We start from the raw sequence: 15268 nt of genomic DNA on the forward strand, positions 1-15268 counted from the left end.
AGAGAGACCGAAGAAAGGGCTTGGTGGGTTAACCCCATCGGCCTATGCCGAGCAACTGGCCTCGAAAGCCGTTACATTGACCCAGGACTCTAAAGCCAGCTGCTACTGAAGACGGGGAGACGTCGCCCGCCAAGATCAGAACAATACGGAAAGCAAGAAAGAAACCAAAGCTGACTAACCGCTTCATATCTGAACGATATTCGCCTCCTGCAGCTTCCAATCTCCTTTGGAAGCAGTTGCACTCTAAGCGCCCTTCGGGGCGCTTTTTTGTTTCCATAACTTGCCCGCAACATCGCTACCAGCGAATCGCCCGGAATTTATATAAGCCGTTTCGTTTAAGTCAGGCCGCCATTGCCTGATCTGTTGTTATTAGCCTTCGCAAGGATCATGTCCGAGTGAGCTGAACAGACGCTGTGGCGTACAGCGCACCCATGTCTGGGTCGCTATCTCAAAGGCCTCACGGTTCGCCCATGATTGACGGTGTCAGCTCGGCCTTGCACAGCCCGCTGATCGTTCCAGCCAGGGCTTTGTCGTAGCTATCGCCCTTTGCTGCCGACCGGGGCAGGTCAGTCGCTGTTTGCATAATCCTTCGTCAGCTCACCGTGGGTGAAAGCCATCAGGTCAAGGACGCGTATGTAGCGAAAGTCATACGCACTAAGCGCTGAGCAATTTTTTATTTACCGCTTAGATGCATCAGACTGCGCCACAAAGGCTGTGCTGTCCGCTGCGCCGCTAATGAAACTGCGCTCCGATAATTAACGCGCCCCGTTCTCGCTAGCTAGCAAGAACGGGGCGTTGTGTGCCGCCATCCAATCTCTAGCTTGTTCTGTCAGCGGCCAACGCGATTTCTTGCTCCTCCAATTCGTCTTCGCGTCGATGAGCCATCTGGTAGAGCAACGGCAAAACTAATAGCGTTAGCACCGTTGAGGAGAGAATCCCCCCGATCACCACCGTCGCAAGGGGACGTTGTACCTCTGCACCGGTACCCACATTCAAGGCCATTGGAACGAACCCGAGTGAAGCCACTAAGGCTGTCATCAATACCGGTCGTAGCCGGGTAAGGGCACCTTCGCGGATCGCAGTGTCCAGAGGTAAACCTTGCTCCCGTAGGCTACGGATGAAGGAGATCATTACCAGGCCATTTAGAACGGCGACGCCTGACAGAGCAATAAAGCCAACACCTGCTGAAATGGACAATGGGATATCTCTGAGCCACAGCGCAACAATGCCTCCGGTGAGCGCAAATGGAATCCCTGTAAAGACCAACAAACCGTCTTTGACATTGTTGAACATCATGAAAAGCAGAATGAAGACCAGGAGCAGCGCCACGGGGACGACAATCTGCAGCCGCTTCGTTGCCGATTCAAGCTGCTCAAAGGTACCGCCCCAGTCGATCCAATAACCTGCCGGGATATCTACCTGGGCCTGGATTTTCTGTTCTGCCTCAGATACGAATGATCCAATGTCACGACCACGGACGTTTGCACTGACGACAATTCGCCGTTTCCCTTCTTCTCTACTGATCTGATTCGGACCGGGGGCCAAATCCAGGGTGGCCACCTCGCCGAGGGGGATATAACTTATGGTGCTGTTTAATTCCCTTGGAAGGGCAATTGGAAGCCGCTCAATTGCGGCGAGATCGCTGCGTATCTCGTCCGGTAAACGAACCACGATATCGAAACGCCGATCTCCTTGAAACAAGGTGCCTGCCTCTCGGCCACCGATAGCTACTGCAACCGCTTGCTGGACGGTATCTAGACTCAGGCCGTATCGTGCGATCTGATCGCGATCGATATCAATCGTGAGCATGGGAAGGCCAGTCGTCTGCTCGACCGTAACCTCTGAAGCGCCTGGTACTTGTCCTAGCACCTCGGATACTTCCGCCGCCGTGCTGTTAAGAACGTCCATGTCATCACCATAGATTTTCACGGCTACCGCGGCACGAACTCCGGAAATCAGCTCGTTGAAACGCAGCTGAATCGGCTGGGAAAACTCGTAGTTATTGCCCGGCAACTCAGCGGCGGATGCTTGCACCTCGCTTAAGAGCTGATTACGCGACTTGCCTGGATCCGGCCACTGTTCTTGTGGCTTCAGCATGACGTACCCGTCAGAGATATTTGGAGGCATAGCATCCGATGCCACTTCCGCAGTGCCAGTTCGCGCAAATATGCGTTCAATCTCCGGAAACTCATCCATAAGCTTTCGCTCCAGCTGCTGCTGCATCTCTACAGACTGACTAAGACTGGTAGCTGGTACACGAAGGGCTTGGATAGCGAAGTCTCCCTCGTTGAGGCTAGGCACGAATTCACTGCCCATACGTGACCCTACGAGGCCAGAAAGTATGACTACAACTACCGCAAAGGTGAGCACTGCTGGCTTGTTGGCCATTACCGCATCGAGCGCAGGTGCGTAGGCCCGTTTAGCATTGCGGATTAGAAAGTTTTCCTTTTCCGTAACCCGCTTACCGATAAAGAGCGCAACGGCCGCCGGGACGAACGTCACCGAAAGGATTATCGCCCCGAATAGCGCTGTCACTACGGTAAACGCCATGGGCGTGAACATCTTACCTTCTACCCCTGTAAGGGCGAATATCGGCAGATACACGATCATAATGATCAGCTGCCCATACAATAGAGGCCGACGCACTTCCTTTGCCGCAGCGAATACTTCATGAAGCCGTTCGGACAGTGTTAATGCCCGTCCGTGATGGGACTGAGCGTGTGCAAGTCGACGCACGCAGTTCTCAACAATCACCACGGCTCCATCGATAATGATGCCGAAATCCAATGCGCCTAGGCTCATCAGGTTGGCGCTGACCTGATTGGCTACCATGCCGGTGAACGTGAAGAGCATAGAAAGCGGTATCACAAGCGCGGTTAGGATCGCCGCCCGGATATTGCCTAAGAAGAGAAAAAGTATAACCACAACAAGAATGGCACCCTCAGTGAGGTTCTTCTTAACGGTGGATATAGCTTTGTCTACGAGTACAGTTCGATCGTAGACAGTAATTGCCTTTACGCCTTCCGGAAGCGAAAGGTTTATCTCTTTCATCTTGTCGTCGACAGCCCTTGAAACTACTCGGCTATTTTCACCGATAAGCATGAAGGCCGTACCTAGTACCACTTCGCGGCCATTCTCGGTGGCTGCGCCAGTGCGGAGCTCCTTTCCAACCTCGACCGTCGCAACGTCGCGGATACGCACTGGGGTACCGTCAACGTTGCTAATAAGGGTATCGCGGATGTCCTCCACAGACTGCATTTGTCCTGGAGCGCGAACAAGATACTGCTCGCCGCGCTTTTCAATATATCCGGCACCTAGATTGTTATTGTTTTGCTCAACCGCCTCGATCAAATCTTGTAGTGTTAGTCCAAACGACCGCAAAGTGTCTGGGTTGGGGGCGATCTGATATTCCTTTGCATATCCTCCGATCGTATTGATCTCAGTAACACCAGGTACATTTCGGACTTGCGGTTTGATGATCCAATCTTGAATCTCACGCAAGTCAGCAGGGGTATACGGCGTACCGTCCGATTTGGTGGCACCTTCCTCAGCTTCAACCGTCCAAAAATAGATTTCGCCAAGCCCAGTGGAAATAGGGCCAAGTGTTGGAGTGACGCCATCTGGGAGCTGATCTTTGGCCCCTCCCAGGCGCTCGTTCACAAGTTGGCGGGCAAAATAGATGTCAGTGCCTTCCTCAAAAATAACTGTGATCTGAGAAAGTCCATATCGAGACAAGGATCGTGTCTGCTCGAGCTTGGGCAGCCCAGCCATTACCGTCTCGAGCGGGTAGGTAATACGCTGCTCCACTTCCAGCGGGGAATAACCTGGCGCCGCAGTGTTGATTTGCACCTGTACGTTGGTGATATCCGGGACAGCATCGATAGGCAGCTTTTGGTAGCTGTAAGCTCCTAACGCTGCCATGCCAAGCACGGCTAGCATAACCAACCAGCGATGCTCGATAGAAAAACGAATGATACGTTCGAACACGATTCTATAACTCCGTATCAGTGAGCATGCGAGGCGCTGGCTTTGCCAAGCTCGGACTTGATGATGAAGCTGTTATCCAAGGCATAGCGCGCTCCGGGCTGGAGGCCTTCCTTGATTTCGACCGCGTCACTATCGCTGCGGCCACTCACGATTGGCTGAGCAGCAAAGCCATGGTCGGTCCGTACAAACACCACCGGCTTTTCTTCCAATGTGTGGATCGCATCAGGACTTACTGCGACTGGCACGGATGCTTCGCCAGCGCCTACCTGCACTTTGACGAACAGGCCGGGGCGCCAAACCCCTTCAGGGTTGGGAAGTGTGACCCGGGCGGTAGCGGCGCGGCTTTGCTGACCAACAAGTGAGCCGACATAAGAAACGGTTCCATTGGCACTGGACTCGAATGCTGTGGCCTCGATAACGGCATTGCTGCCTACTCGTACCGCGCTGAGTGCATTGGCAGGAACGCTGATATCTGCCCACACGGTGGAGAGATCGGAAATGATGAATATCTGGTCATCGGTATTGACTGACTCACCGAGCGTGATGTCCTTCTCAACGATCATCCCATCGAACGGCGCCCTGAGTTCGTAGCGGCTCAATGCGTCTGGCTTGCCAGCATCACTGCCAAGCGCTTGTAGCTGTGCGTTTGCATTCGCAACAGTCAGCTCTGCTTCCCGTAAAGCCTGTTGTGCCTGTAAATAATCCTGTTCCGCAGAAATACGCTCTTCCCATAGCTCCTTTTCGCGTCGATAGGTTTTTTGAGCCAATGCAAGACGTTTTTGCGCCGCGTAGAACTCGCTTCTACGTTCCGACAGGTCTGTACTCGCGATCACAGCAAGTACTTGCCCCTGTTTCACCTGTTCGCCCAAATCGACTTTGACCGCTTCAACGACACCTGAGAGACGAGGCACAACTTGCGCTGTGCGGTCTTGGTTGAATGTAATTTCGCCAGGCAGCTCAATTGCGCTTTTTATCTTTGCGGGCTGAGCAGTTGCCAGTGAGATGCCGGCGGCTAGGATTTGTGTCTCTGAGAGTTCTACCTCTGCTGTTTCAGTATGCTCCGCTCCCTCGGGCTCATCTTCATGCTCATCTTTCTCTGCCGCACCGACCTCGTGATCGCTATCGGCGCCTCCTTCATCATGGCCATGATCTCCTTCGGCTTCTGCATCCTCATCCGAATGCCCTTCATCCTCATGCTCCGATTCGTCACCATGCTCGCTATGTGCGTCGCCCGCATCGGGCACAGCTGGACTACTGCGAAGAAGCAATCCGCCAAGCATAAGTGCCACGCTTAATATGACGACGATCCAAAAAATCTGCTTCTTGTGACCAGCCAAGGAAGATGTATTCGATTTACTTTTCATATGGATTCCTATGGCTGAGTGGCCGAGGTGATAACGGCCGACCCATCTCCGACAATTCGCGAGATTTCTGCCGCCGCCTGGTTAGCTTGTGATAGCGCAGACAGGTACTGAGATCGGGCTTGGAAAAGCGTGCGTTGAGCATCCAGTACGTCAAGGAACGTGAATTTTCCAAGTTCGAACCCCTTGCTGGCAGCTTCATAAGCGCTTTGGGCACTGGGGAGCATATCGTTGCGCAACAGTTCAAACTGCTGGCGAGCAGTGCGCAGCCGCATGTGCGCTTGGGAAAGTTCGCTTTTCAGGCGTATATGGACGGCGTTGAGCTCGTCCTGCGCCTGGTAGGCCCGTTCCTGCGCTGCTCCGATGTTGCCTTGGTTTCGATCAAACAACGGCAGGGGCATCGAGATACTCACCAATCCCAGCGTGCCGTTATATTCATCTGAGCGTTGGGCACCTACGCTAACCGTCACGTTAGAAAAGCGATTCGTCCTTTCCAGCTTTAACGCAGCCCGACGTCTTTCAGCCTCCCGACGCGCGCGGGTTAGTTGGGCGGAATCGTTCAAACGGCTATAAAGCTCAGCTAGCTCGGGAAGAGGAGGCACTGCCTCTGCCGGCTCTTTTACTCGCTCAAAGCGTGGCTGTGGATTTCCCCAGTTGGCCGCCAGCCGAGTGCGCGCAGCTTCGAGTTCAGCTGTGGCCTGGGCAAGCTCTACTTGCACTCCAGTAGCCGCAACCCGCGCCCGGGTTTCCTCTACGGGAGAAACCATGCCGGCCCTCACACGTCGATTGGCCACGTTCACTGCTTGCTTCGCAAGCTTTGAAGCAGCCTGAGCGAGGTCCAGCCGTTCTTGAGCAGTAAGCACATCGTAGTACGCGCCCATCACTGCCCCCCTCAGTCGAGCTTGGGCGTCCTGTAGGTCAGCAGCTGCTACGTCCAAGGCTCGTTGCGCCGCCTCAATACGAGCCGAACGTTTACCACCCAGCTCTATTTCTTGGCTCAGTTCAAGCGTGGTCTCCGGGGCATCGCCCCGGATTCCCTCCTGGCTAGCGGACAATATTGGATTCGGACGTGCTCCGGCTTGGCTAATTAATGCGCGAGAAGCAGCCAGCTCACGTCTTGCAACAGCCAGTTCAGGGCTTGCAGAGCTAGCGAGTTCCAAGGCGCGTAGAAAGCTTATGGATTCGACAGACTCAACGGGGAATGTATTTGACACACCGACAGGTAAGGTCTGTGTGAAGGTCGGCAACTCTAAGGGTTGCGCAAAGGCGAGATTGCACGACAACGTCGTCAACCCCAGCGAGAAAAGAGCTTTTCGCACCGAAATCTCCTAAAAAAAGGGAAGGTTCGGTGAGACGTCAGATACAGATAAATGGCGCTTACTGGTTACTTTGGCGTCCCACCGGTTTTGCACCGATGCGCCAATTAGGTTTCTCAGGACGCCCCGCTTCAGCCGATGCGTAGCTAGCAGAAGGAAACGGTTTCAAGCTCATTGATAATACCGAACCAGGACAGATCCCTTTCGTTATAAGCGGCTTGATATGGTCGCCATGAAAGACACAGTCTCCATCCAGACTGATTTTTTTTGCGGCTTTTGACGATCCTTCCTCGTCAGTACCCAGAGACTCGTGCGGATGTTCGTGATGTCCAAGATGATTTGCTGCCGAACCATCCTCATGACTGCAGCTCGTGCTAACAACTGCCCATGATGATTGCAATGGGAACAAGGCTAGCAACATCAGCAAAACTATTTTTCTCATCCAAGGCAAAACGATGACTTCCTGGTTTAGATGTCGAATCCAATCATAAGAACTACCCCCGCCAAGACGCGAAACACATGCGCCTCTACTGCGATAGTGATTCGCCCTGAATTTAGTAGACAAATACACGAAAGCGTTTTTATCAGCCTTGCCAAGCCGGCGAGATAGCTGATGGCTATGGGGTGGTGACTTTAAATAAGTGTGGATAACGACCTGGTGACCGCAACATTACAAATCTGTAATCGAAGGAGTGCGCGATTGGGCTTCCTCAGATTACAAAATAGTCATTTGCCGCTAATCCTGCCGTCATCTCTAGGGGAAGAACATGGCCAAGCGCTAAAAACAAAAAGGCGAAAGGCGTCATTCGAGCACTGACCTGCCGTACATAAGGAGCATCATCATGAGCAAAAAGGCCGTTTTTTCGCTGACAGCCCTTTCACTGGCATTGGGCAGCGCCCCGGTCTTTGCCCAATCGGAAACAGCCGAGGGCTTCATCGAAGGCAGCACGCTATCGCTGATAAATCGCAACTTCTATTTCAATCGGGATTTTCGCGACGGTGAGAGTGCCGCCGGCAATGGCTACTCCGAGGAATGGGCCCACGGATTGATGGCCTTCTTCGAGTCCGGATATACCCAAGGCTCGGTAGGGATTGGCTTCGACGCTTTCGCCATGCTCGGCCTCAAGCTCGACTCCGGTTCGGGGCGCTCCGGTGTGGGCGGCAGCATCGACCTGCTTCCCCACGACAGCGCTGGCGATCCTGAGGATGACTTCACACGGGTGGGGGGCGCGGTGAAAGCACGCTTGCTGGACACCGAGATCAAGGCCGGCGATGTATTTCCCACTACACCTGTCGTGCACTTCGGCGACTCTCGGCTGCTGCCGGAGTCTTTCAAGGGTGTCACCGTTGTGAACAACTCGCTGGACGACCTCACCCTTCAGGGAGGCCGCTTGCACGCGATGAGCCAGCCCAACACCAGTAACATGAACGAAGACTTCGTCACCTTCTACGGCGGGGGCGTAGACGCGCCTTGGCTCGGCTACGCAGGCGGTGACTACAGCGTGAATGAAAATATCAGTCTTAGCCTGTACACCAGCCGCCTCAAAGATGCCTGGAACCAGCATTACTTCGGTGCGTCGGCCACCTATCCGCTCTCCGATATCGTCGCGCTGCTGGCCAGCTTCAACTATTACAAGGCAACCGACGAAGGCCGTGAGTTGCTGGGCGAGTTCAACAACAACATCTGGAGCTCCAGCCTGGGTGTCGCCTTCGGCGCGCACACCGTCACGGCGTCGTATCAGCGAAACAACGGTAACAACGACTTTGACTACTTGCGCCAGGCGGACTCGATCTACCTGAACAACTCCATTCAGTACAGTGATTTCAACTCACCTAAAGAGCAGTCCTGGATGCTGCGCTACGACCTGAACATGGCGGAGTACGGCATACCCGGGCTTACTTTCATGACCCGCTACGCCCGCGGTTGGGGCGCCGATTACAGCAACGCGAACGAGGTGTACATGCGCCAAGACGATAACGGTGCGCCGCTGACGGGACAGAACCGCTGGGAACGCGACGTCGAAGCCCGCTACGTTGTACAGACTGGCTCTCTCAAGGATTTGTCTCTGCGGGTGCGCCAGGCTACCACGCGGGCGACTGCTTTCGAGTCCGACCTCGATGAGGTCCGATTCATCGCCGAGTACCCTCTCTCGATCTTGTGAAACACCATGAGCAACACCACATCTTCTTTAGTTTTGCTCCCTTGGTTTGAAGATGTGTTTCAGGCGCCCATCAGGGCGCCTTTTTTCGTTTGGTGCACCCGCTCGCGCTGCGGGTCAACCAAATGACCGGTAGATTACAAATTCGCAAGATAGCCCTCACAGGGCTTTTACCGCGTTAAAGTGCTTCCCGCTTCCCTGGGCAGATCTTTTCGCCTCTGCCTTTCACGCTAGAGCCAAGCCGCTTTCGTCTTGACCTAGTTACTACATGGATTTTTTTGGTTCCGCTTACCGCGCACCTCCTTGCCGAGTTACCTCAAAACATGCGCATCCTGGTTGTCGAAGACGAGATCAAAGCTGCGGAATACTTGCAGCAGGGTCTTATCGAATGTGGTTACTTGGTCGATTGCGTAAGTGATGGCCTCGATGGGTTTCACCTGGCACTGCAGAACGACTATGACATCGTGCTGCTAGATGTGAATCTGCCAACCATGGATGGGTGGGAGGTTCTCGAACTCATCAGGCGGCGTAAGCAGACACGCGTCATCATGCTGACTGCCAATGGCCGCTTAGAGCAAAAAGTCCGCGGCTTGGAATCGGGCGCCGACGACTATCTGGTCAAGCCGTTCCAGTTCCCCGAGCTGCTTGCCCGTATCCGGACACTGTTGCGGCGAGGCGAGGCAGTCACACTTCCGAGCAACCTGCGTGTAGCCGACCTCGAACTGGACCCGGCCCGGCATAGGGCTTACCGGAGCGGTCAGCGTATCGACCTCACCAGCAAAGAATTTGCGTTATTGCATCTGCTCATGCGCCGGACTGGCGAAGTCCTCACGCGTACGGAAATAACTGCCATGGTGTGGGACATCAATTTCGACTGCGATACCAATGTGGTGGATGTTGCGATTCGTCGCCTGCGGATGAAAGTGGACGAACCCTTCGGCGATCGCCTGATACACACCATCCGGGGTGTGGGCTACGTGCTGGAGGCGCGGCCTTGAAGCCACTCAGCCTCGCATCGCGTCTCGCGCTTCAAATCACACTGACCGGCGCCGCTTTGGTCGCGCTGCTGATTGCACTGAGCTACTGGGTACTGGTGCGCCAACTGGAACTGCGCGCCCAGGAGGAAGTGACGGCCAAGCTCTCTCAGATCGATCATGGACTCCTCGAAGACACCAAAGCCCGTATGGGCCGCTCCTGGCAACACGCATTGAGCGATACCGTACTCGGCCATGACAACCTTTCGATTACGGTCATCGGCGATACAGCGAAATCACCCATTTTCAGTATCGGCCGATTCGCCAATGCGCCGCAGCAGCTGGATCTCGTGAGCAGGGACGGCGACTATCTTGGCTGGACAACGAAAGATGGCGTGCAGATGCTAACCGGGCGCAAGCAAATCCAAGTCCCGGGACTGGCTCCAATGACGCTTTTACTTTCGCAAGATCGCAGTGCCGATCAACGGCTGGTGGCTGCATTCCTGCGCTCGGCCTTAGTGACCGTGCCGATGCTACTGATATTGATCGGATTGGCTGGATGGCTAATCGCCCAAAATGGCTTGCGGCCGCTTCGCAAGTTCCGGGCCTTGGCGACTAAGGTATCTACACAGGATCTATCACCTCGAATCCGCACCGATCGGCTTCCGCAAGAGCTCCAGGCATTGGCGCACAGCCTCAACGTAATGCTTCATCGACTCGATGACGGCGTTCAGCAACTGTCACAATTCTCGGACGATGTGGCTCATGAGTTAAAAACTCCGCTGAACAACCTGATAGGCAAGGCGCAGGTGACTTTGGTGCGTGAGCGAAGCAAGGAGCATTATCGGGAGGTGATCGAGTCGTCGGTTGAAGAACTCGAACGCATGGATCGAATCGTGTCAGACATGCTGTTTCTCGCCCAGGCCAGCCACGCCAGCCCAGCACTGAAGCTCGAACAATTATCTTTAGGAAGCGAGGCGAGGCGCGTATGTGAATACTTCGAAGTCCTTGCCGAAGAAGCGGGAGTCGCTACGACAGTAACGGGCGATGCCATGATTTTGGGAAATCGACTTATGGTCCAGCGGGCCATTTCCAACCTGCTATCCAACGCGCTGCGGCATTCAAATACTGGCAGTACGGTCGAACTTAAGATCCTTGAGGAGGACGTAGACATCGTCTCGCTGGCTGTCACCAATCATGGCGCGACTATCGAATCGGATCATCTCCCACATCTGTTCGACCGCTTTTACCGCGTTAACGGCATACAACCTCGCGGGGCAGGATTGGGGCTAGCGATTGTCCGCTCAGTGATGAACCTCCACAAAGGCCACGTGGCCGTCGCCAGCAAAGACGGTCGGACCACGTTTGAACTCACGTTTCCTCGGCAGGCCTGACTCAAAGTGATACCGCACGGAGACAGCCATCACTACGAAGGGGCAAAAACCACAGGGACAAACAACCATTTCGAGGGCATGCGCGTTGGCCGGGTAACCAGGCCCGCAAGCCCCAACGCCGTTCATTTAATGCATGCGTCCTCGCTAATTCCGGCGAGAATGCCGCAAGCCTCAACTTCCCGCCCATCGTTGCAATTAGCCCGCAGTGAAACGAGTTGTCGTTCGAGTGATTGCAGAGCGGTTATCTGGGATCTGACTTGAGAAATGTGATCATCGAGTAAGGCATTGACGGCCGTACAAGGCTGGCGAGGGTCATCCTGGTAGCTTTGGAGTGCGTGAATCTCTGGAAGTGACAGATTCAAGATTCGGCAGCGCCGGATGAAAGCTAGCCGCTCGCCATGCTTCTCGGTGTAGACACGATAGCCGTTCGCCTGGCGATCAGGCGGTGGCAACAAGCCCTGCTGCTCATAGAAGCGGATCGTCTGTGTATCAATCCCTATTAGCCTTGCTAACTGACCAATGCGCATCGTGTGAATCCTCATCGGCTCTGCGTTATTGACCTTATAGTAGCTATAAGGCTTTTAATGATCCCATCTTCGATTTCAAGTGGAGCCGTATCATGAGCAAGTCCGATGGTCCCTGCGGCTGCGATGCGACACCAGCCGCTGATGCCGATATGCAAAACCCTTCCGATACGACGGGGCAATGGGTCAGTGTTTACGCCGTGCCCAAGATGGATTGTCCATCAGAAGAGCGAATGATCCGCTTGGCGCTGAATGGTTTGGACGGAGTTCGGAAGCTGACTTTTGATCTGTCGGACCGTCGGTTAGATGTCATGCATGACAGTGCCGTTGAGCCCATAACCAAAAAGCTGGCGACGTTAGGGCTAGGCGCCACTCTTCAGAAAACTGTCGCGGCAGACCCTGAGATGATCAAAGCCGCCGAGAATCCGGCGAACTCTACACAGGAATCCCGCTCCCTACGTTTACTGTTAGGCATCAACGCCTTCATGTTCGTGGTAGAGATGACTGCTGGCCTGATTGCCAGGTCCGCGGGTCTGATTGCCGATTCGCTCGACATGTTCGCTGACGCGGCAGTGTACGGCCTGGCCCTTTATGCGGTTGGGCGCAGCGTCAATCTGCAGGTGCGTGCTGCACACCTTGCTGGTGTGCTCCAGCTGATTTTGGCCCTCGGCGTGCTCGTAGAGGTGATCAGACGCTTTATATTCGGCAGCGAGCCCGAGTCGCTGATAATGATGGCCGTCGCGTTCCTGGCATTGCTCGCCAACACGGGTTGTTTGCTGCTGATTTCCAAACACCGGGAAGGTGGTGCTCACATGAAAGCGAGCTGGATATTCTCCGCCAATGATGTGGTCATCAACATGGGCGTCATAGTCGCCGGAGCGCTCGTCGCTTGGACTGGGTCCAACTACCCAGACCTGATTATCGGTACCGTCGTGGGATTCATCGTTCTCAACGGCGCTCGGCGTATTCTGGCGCTCAAGGGTTGAAGGAGCTCCCGTTACAGAAAAAGGGTGTCTTCATGCCTGTAAGCCATCCGGGTCTAGCGGCGTCAGCTAAAACTGGCGACGCCGCTTTAGCCGTTGGCGGATGGTGGGTATTGCAGAACGTGGGCTGCAAAGTCCATCAGCGAGACGAAGCCGCACTGATCGGCTTTTCCTTCACGCTGTAGGTGGTAGCCCCGCATGCCTTGCCCAATTGGACCAAGCATATCGGCTTGCAACGTGTCACCGATCATTGCGATAGCGGAGGCTTCGCAGCCAAGCTGTTCGATCATCTGACGATAGATTGCGGGCTCAGGCTTTATTGTCCCAACCTCAAAGCTCCATCCGTAAACATCGAACGACGGCAGTAACAGTTTGGCCGGAATCGCATATGGGGCTGCGAGATTGGAGCACAACGCGAGATTCAGGCCGGCGTCCTTTAGCTGATTTAGCGACTCCAACGCATCATCGAAAAGGCGAACGCTGGCCAGCTCGGTGAAAAGGTCGCTTTCAAGGCTAGCTAACTCAGAGTTGCTCAACTGCGCACCGAAATAATCGGCAGCTCCAGCCAAGCCCAGATTTCGAGTCATCAGAGTCCGTGCGTCATCCGGCCTTGGTGTTTTGCCCTGAAGCCGCAGGTTCTGCATCAGTTGGCGGAAAGGATGGCGGCGCTCACCTATCTGGAGAAGCGTGCCAAACACATCGAAAACTACTGCTTGTATCATGCCGGTACCTCTACCGTTGGAGGCGAACCGCCCACCCGAAGAGCGATGCCGCCCCTCTCAGTTTTCTGAACTGGATTTCTTCAGAGGTGGCACGAAGAAGATGGGTCTTTGCGGGGGCGCTATCAGGATATCTGTCGACTTGATGCTTGTGCCTTTTCGACGCCTTGTTTTGCCGTTCTTGTCGACCGCCAGCAGATCACCGGTCGCGACAGCAATGTCGAGTGCCTGCTTTACGCGAAGCTCGTCAGCCATGGTGTAGTTGGTCAATCCGCTCATCAGGCCCAAAAAAGGTTGCCGTTCTACCTCGTAGACCTGTTTGGGCAAGAGCTCCGAAAGTTCTCCTCGGATGCGGTCATTGGTAGCATCGTCGAAATAATGCTCATCCAACAGCAAATCGTGCTGACCTGTCACGGCGATATCCCGATTGGCGTCGTAGCTGAAAAAGCTGGAAGGCGACAGCATATGGGAAAAGTTGTTGCCGTATTTCCAGTGGATCTTCTTCATCACATCGTTAGCGCGGTAGTTGTTCGCCAGATGGATAAACCAATAGGCCATCGGGTTGCTGCCGGCCGGACGAATGAAGAAGACGGTCATGTACTGGGCACCGCTTTCCTGCTTGATCCCCTCGGACAGATAGCGCTGGATCAGGTATTGCCAGCTCCGTGGCTGATGCGCCTTCAGCTGTTTAAGCATGTCCCATGGCACATGCTGATCCAAGCCGATATTTGCAATGGCTTTCCGGTTCGCTTGGCGGTCGGCTAGATACGTAACCAAAAAATCGACATTGAAGGTCAGCAGGACCTCGGCTTTGTTGAGATTCTGGAAAATCCATTTGATCTTAGGGAACGGCACATCGCCATACATCATGCCCAGCCCCGCAGCGAGGATTGCCTTTTTCCGAGCCGGCTGCATATCTCAGACCATCTATCCACTCGTCAATACGCTCGTATCGTCAAAGGTTGGGTGAAAGCCATTGGCCCTGATCCAGCCCTGTATGGCATTCACACAATAAGACGTACGAAGGCATCGCTGATCTATCGCAGGACGAAGAACCTGCGGGCAGTTCAACTGTTGCTCGGCCATACGAAGCTGGAGAGCACCGTTCGATATCTGGGGATTGAGGTCGATGATGCCCTAGAGATGGCGGAACAGACCGAGGTTTGACCATGCATAGCGACGGTCGAAGCCAGGCCGTCGCTAACCGGCCAATAGCCGCCCTAGTCTGCCCACCAGTTCGGTATGACAGATGCTAGGCCGGTCAGGGCGCCGACTACCCCAATCATGATGCTACTCCAGAAGGTTACCGGCTCGCGGCGCTGCCTACGCTCCTCGCGGATGTCTGCCCTGACAATGCGAATGCCAGCATCTGTGAGATACCTGGGCTCCCGCGGGTCGCTATCAAATTCGACTCGCCCCCAGAAAGTCCTGTCATCGCGATCAGGCAGTGGGACACCGAGGCGGTCTGCCTCTATCATCCAGTACTCGGTCAAGATCAGCAGCCGCCATTCGTACAGACTGTCCGACTTCTGAATATAGTCCTGAAGCTGTCCATCCTGTTCCGGTTGGACGGTGTGGGGCGGGTGCATCTTCTCCAGTTCGGACCTGGCTTTTTCGCACTTGGCCAACTCAGATCGCATCACTCGGTAATGCTTTGTCCACATCGCTCGCCCCTCCCTTGGAAGAGCGCGACGCTACCTGACTGCAAATCTGAATACCACCTTCGACGTCTCCCCTGATTTGAGTAGCGCTCAGCTTTAGAGTCCAATCCCAGTAACCAGGAGATTGGACATGAAGAAGCGTTTCACTGAAGAGCAAATCATTGGCTTTCTACGCGAAGCCGAGGCTGGG

9 protein-coding genes and 2 pseudogenes are annotated in these 15268 nt (G+C 54.6%); 5 read left to right on the forward strand and 6 right to left on the reverse strand.

Features of this window, described 5'->3' with window-relative positions:
• Positions 1-816: 816 nt before the first annotated feature.
• The 3 genes from G7026_RS22340 to G7026_RS22350 are packed head-to-tail and all read right to left on the reverse strand — an operon-like array spanning position 817 to position 6667.
• A complete protein-coding gene (locus G7026_RS22340) occupies positions 817-3987 on the reverse strand; it encodes a CusA/CzcA family heavy metal efflux RND transporter (RefSeq protein ID WP_015275576.1) in 3171 nt (1056 codons plus the stop codon).
• Positions 3988-4004: 17 nt separating this feature from the next.
• Entirely contained in the window at positions 4005-5351 is a 1347-nt protein-coding gene (locus tag G7026_RS22345) for an efflux RND transporter periplasmic adaptor subunit (protein WP_015275575.1), read from the reverse strand.
• Positions 5352-5359: 8 nt separating this feature from the next.
• On the reverse strand, positions 5360-6667 hold the full coding sequence (locus G7026_RS22350; protein ID WP_008569960.1) for a TolC family protein: 1308 nt from the start codon (positions 6665-6667) through the stop codon (positions 5360-5362).
• An 839-nt stretch (positions 6668-7506) separates the two neighbouring features.
• Between G7026_RS22350 and G7026_RS22355 the strand changes: the two genes are divergently transcribed.
• From G7026_RS22355 to G7026_RS22365, 3 genes are all read left to right on the forward strand, one after another.
• Entirely contained in the window at positions 7507-8826 is a 1320-nt protein-coding gene (locus G7026_RS22355) for an OprD family porin (RefSeq protein WP_014822255.1), read from the forward strand.
• Between the two features lie 320 nt (positions 8827-9146).
• Positions 9147-9821 carry a heavy metal response regulator transcription factor gene (locus G7026_RS22360; RefSeq protein ID WP_008569962.1) on the forward strand — a complete coding sequence of 225 codons (675 nt, stop codon included), beginning with the start codon at positions 9147-9149 and terminating at the stop codon, positions 9819-9821.
• Entirely contained in the window at positions 9818-11191 is a 1374-nt protein-coding gene (locus G7026_RS22365) for a heavy metal sensor histidine kinase (RefSeq protein WP_003292663.1), read from the forward strand. Before G7026_RS22360 ends, G7026_RS22365 begins: the two co-directional genes overlap by 4 nt.
• A gap of 122 nt (positions 11192-11313) precedes the next feature.
• Here G7026_RS22365 and cadR read toward each other — a convergent pair whose 3' ends face one another.
• On the reverse strand, positions 11314-11718 hold the full coding sequence (gene cadR, locus G7026_RS22370; protein WP_003292662.1) for a Cd(II)/Pb(II)-responsive transcriptional regulator: 405 nt from the start codon (positions 11716-11718) through the stop codon (positions 11314-11316).
• Positions 11719-11810: 92 nt separating this feature from the next.
• Between cadR and G7026_RS22375 the strand changes: the two genes are divergently transcribed.
• Positions 11811-12701, forward strand: a complete 891-nt coding sequence (locus tag G7026_RS22375; RefSeq protein WP_003292661.1) for a cation transporter — start codon at positions 11811-11813, stop codon at positions 12699-12701.
• A gap of 86 nt (positions 12702-12787) precedes the next feature.
• Here G7026_RS22375 and G7026_RS22380 read toward each other — a convergent pair whose 3' ends face one another.
• The gene (locus tag G7026_RS22380) at positions 12788-13420 is read right to left on the reverse strand and encodes an HAD family hydrolase (protein ID WP_003292660.1); all 633 of its coding nucleotides are present in this window, start codon (positions 13418-13420) and stop codon (positions 12788-12790) included.
• Positions 13421-13477: 57 nt separating this feature from the next.
• Positions 13478-14281, reverse strand: a pseudogene (tcmP, locus tag G7026_RS22385) (three-Cys-motif partner protein TcmP); the annotation flags it as partial.
• Here tcmP and G7026_RS22390 point away from each other — a divergent pair.
• A pseudogene (locus G7026_RS22390) lies at positions 14279-14584 on the forward strand (tyrosine-type recombinase/integrase); the annotation flags it as partial. The pseudogenes tcmP and G7026_RS22390 overlap by 3 nt on opposite strands.
• Positions 14585-15268: the final 684 nt, after the last annotated feature.

This window comes from Stutzerimonas azotifigens (assembly GCF_013522725.1).
GTDB classification, from domain to species: Bacteria; Pseudomonadota; Gammaproteobacteria; order Pseudomonadales; family Pseudomonadaceae; genus Stutzerimonas; species Stutzerimonas azotifigens_A.

Coding starts and splice junctions, on each gene's coding strand:
- G7026_RS22345 (WP_015275575.1), bottom strand. CDS start 5,351: ATGAAAAGTAAATCGAATACATCTTCCTTGGCTGGTCACAAGAAGCAG.
- G7026_RS22355 (WP_014822255.1), top strand. CDS start 7,507: ATGAGCAAAAAGGCCGTTTTTTCGCTGACAGCCCTTTCACTGGCATTG.
- G7026_RS22360 (WP_008569962.1), top strand. CDS start 9,147: ATGCGCATCCTGGTTGTCGAAGACGAGATCAAAGCTGCGGAATACTTG.
- cadR (WP_003292662.1), bottom strand. CDS start 11,718: ATGCGCATTGGTCAGTTAGCAAGGCTAATAGGGATTGATACACAGACG.
- G7026_RS22375 (WP_003292661.1), top strand. CDS start 11,811: ATGAGCAAGTCCGATGGTCCCTGCGGCTGCGATGCGACACCAGCCGCT.
- G7026_RS22380 (WP_003292660.1), bottom strand. CDS start 13,420: ATGATACAAGCAGTAGTTTTCGATGTGTTTGGCACGCTTCTCCAGATA.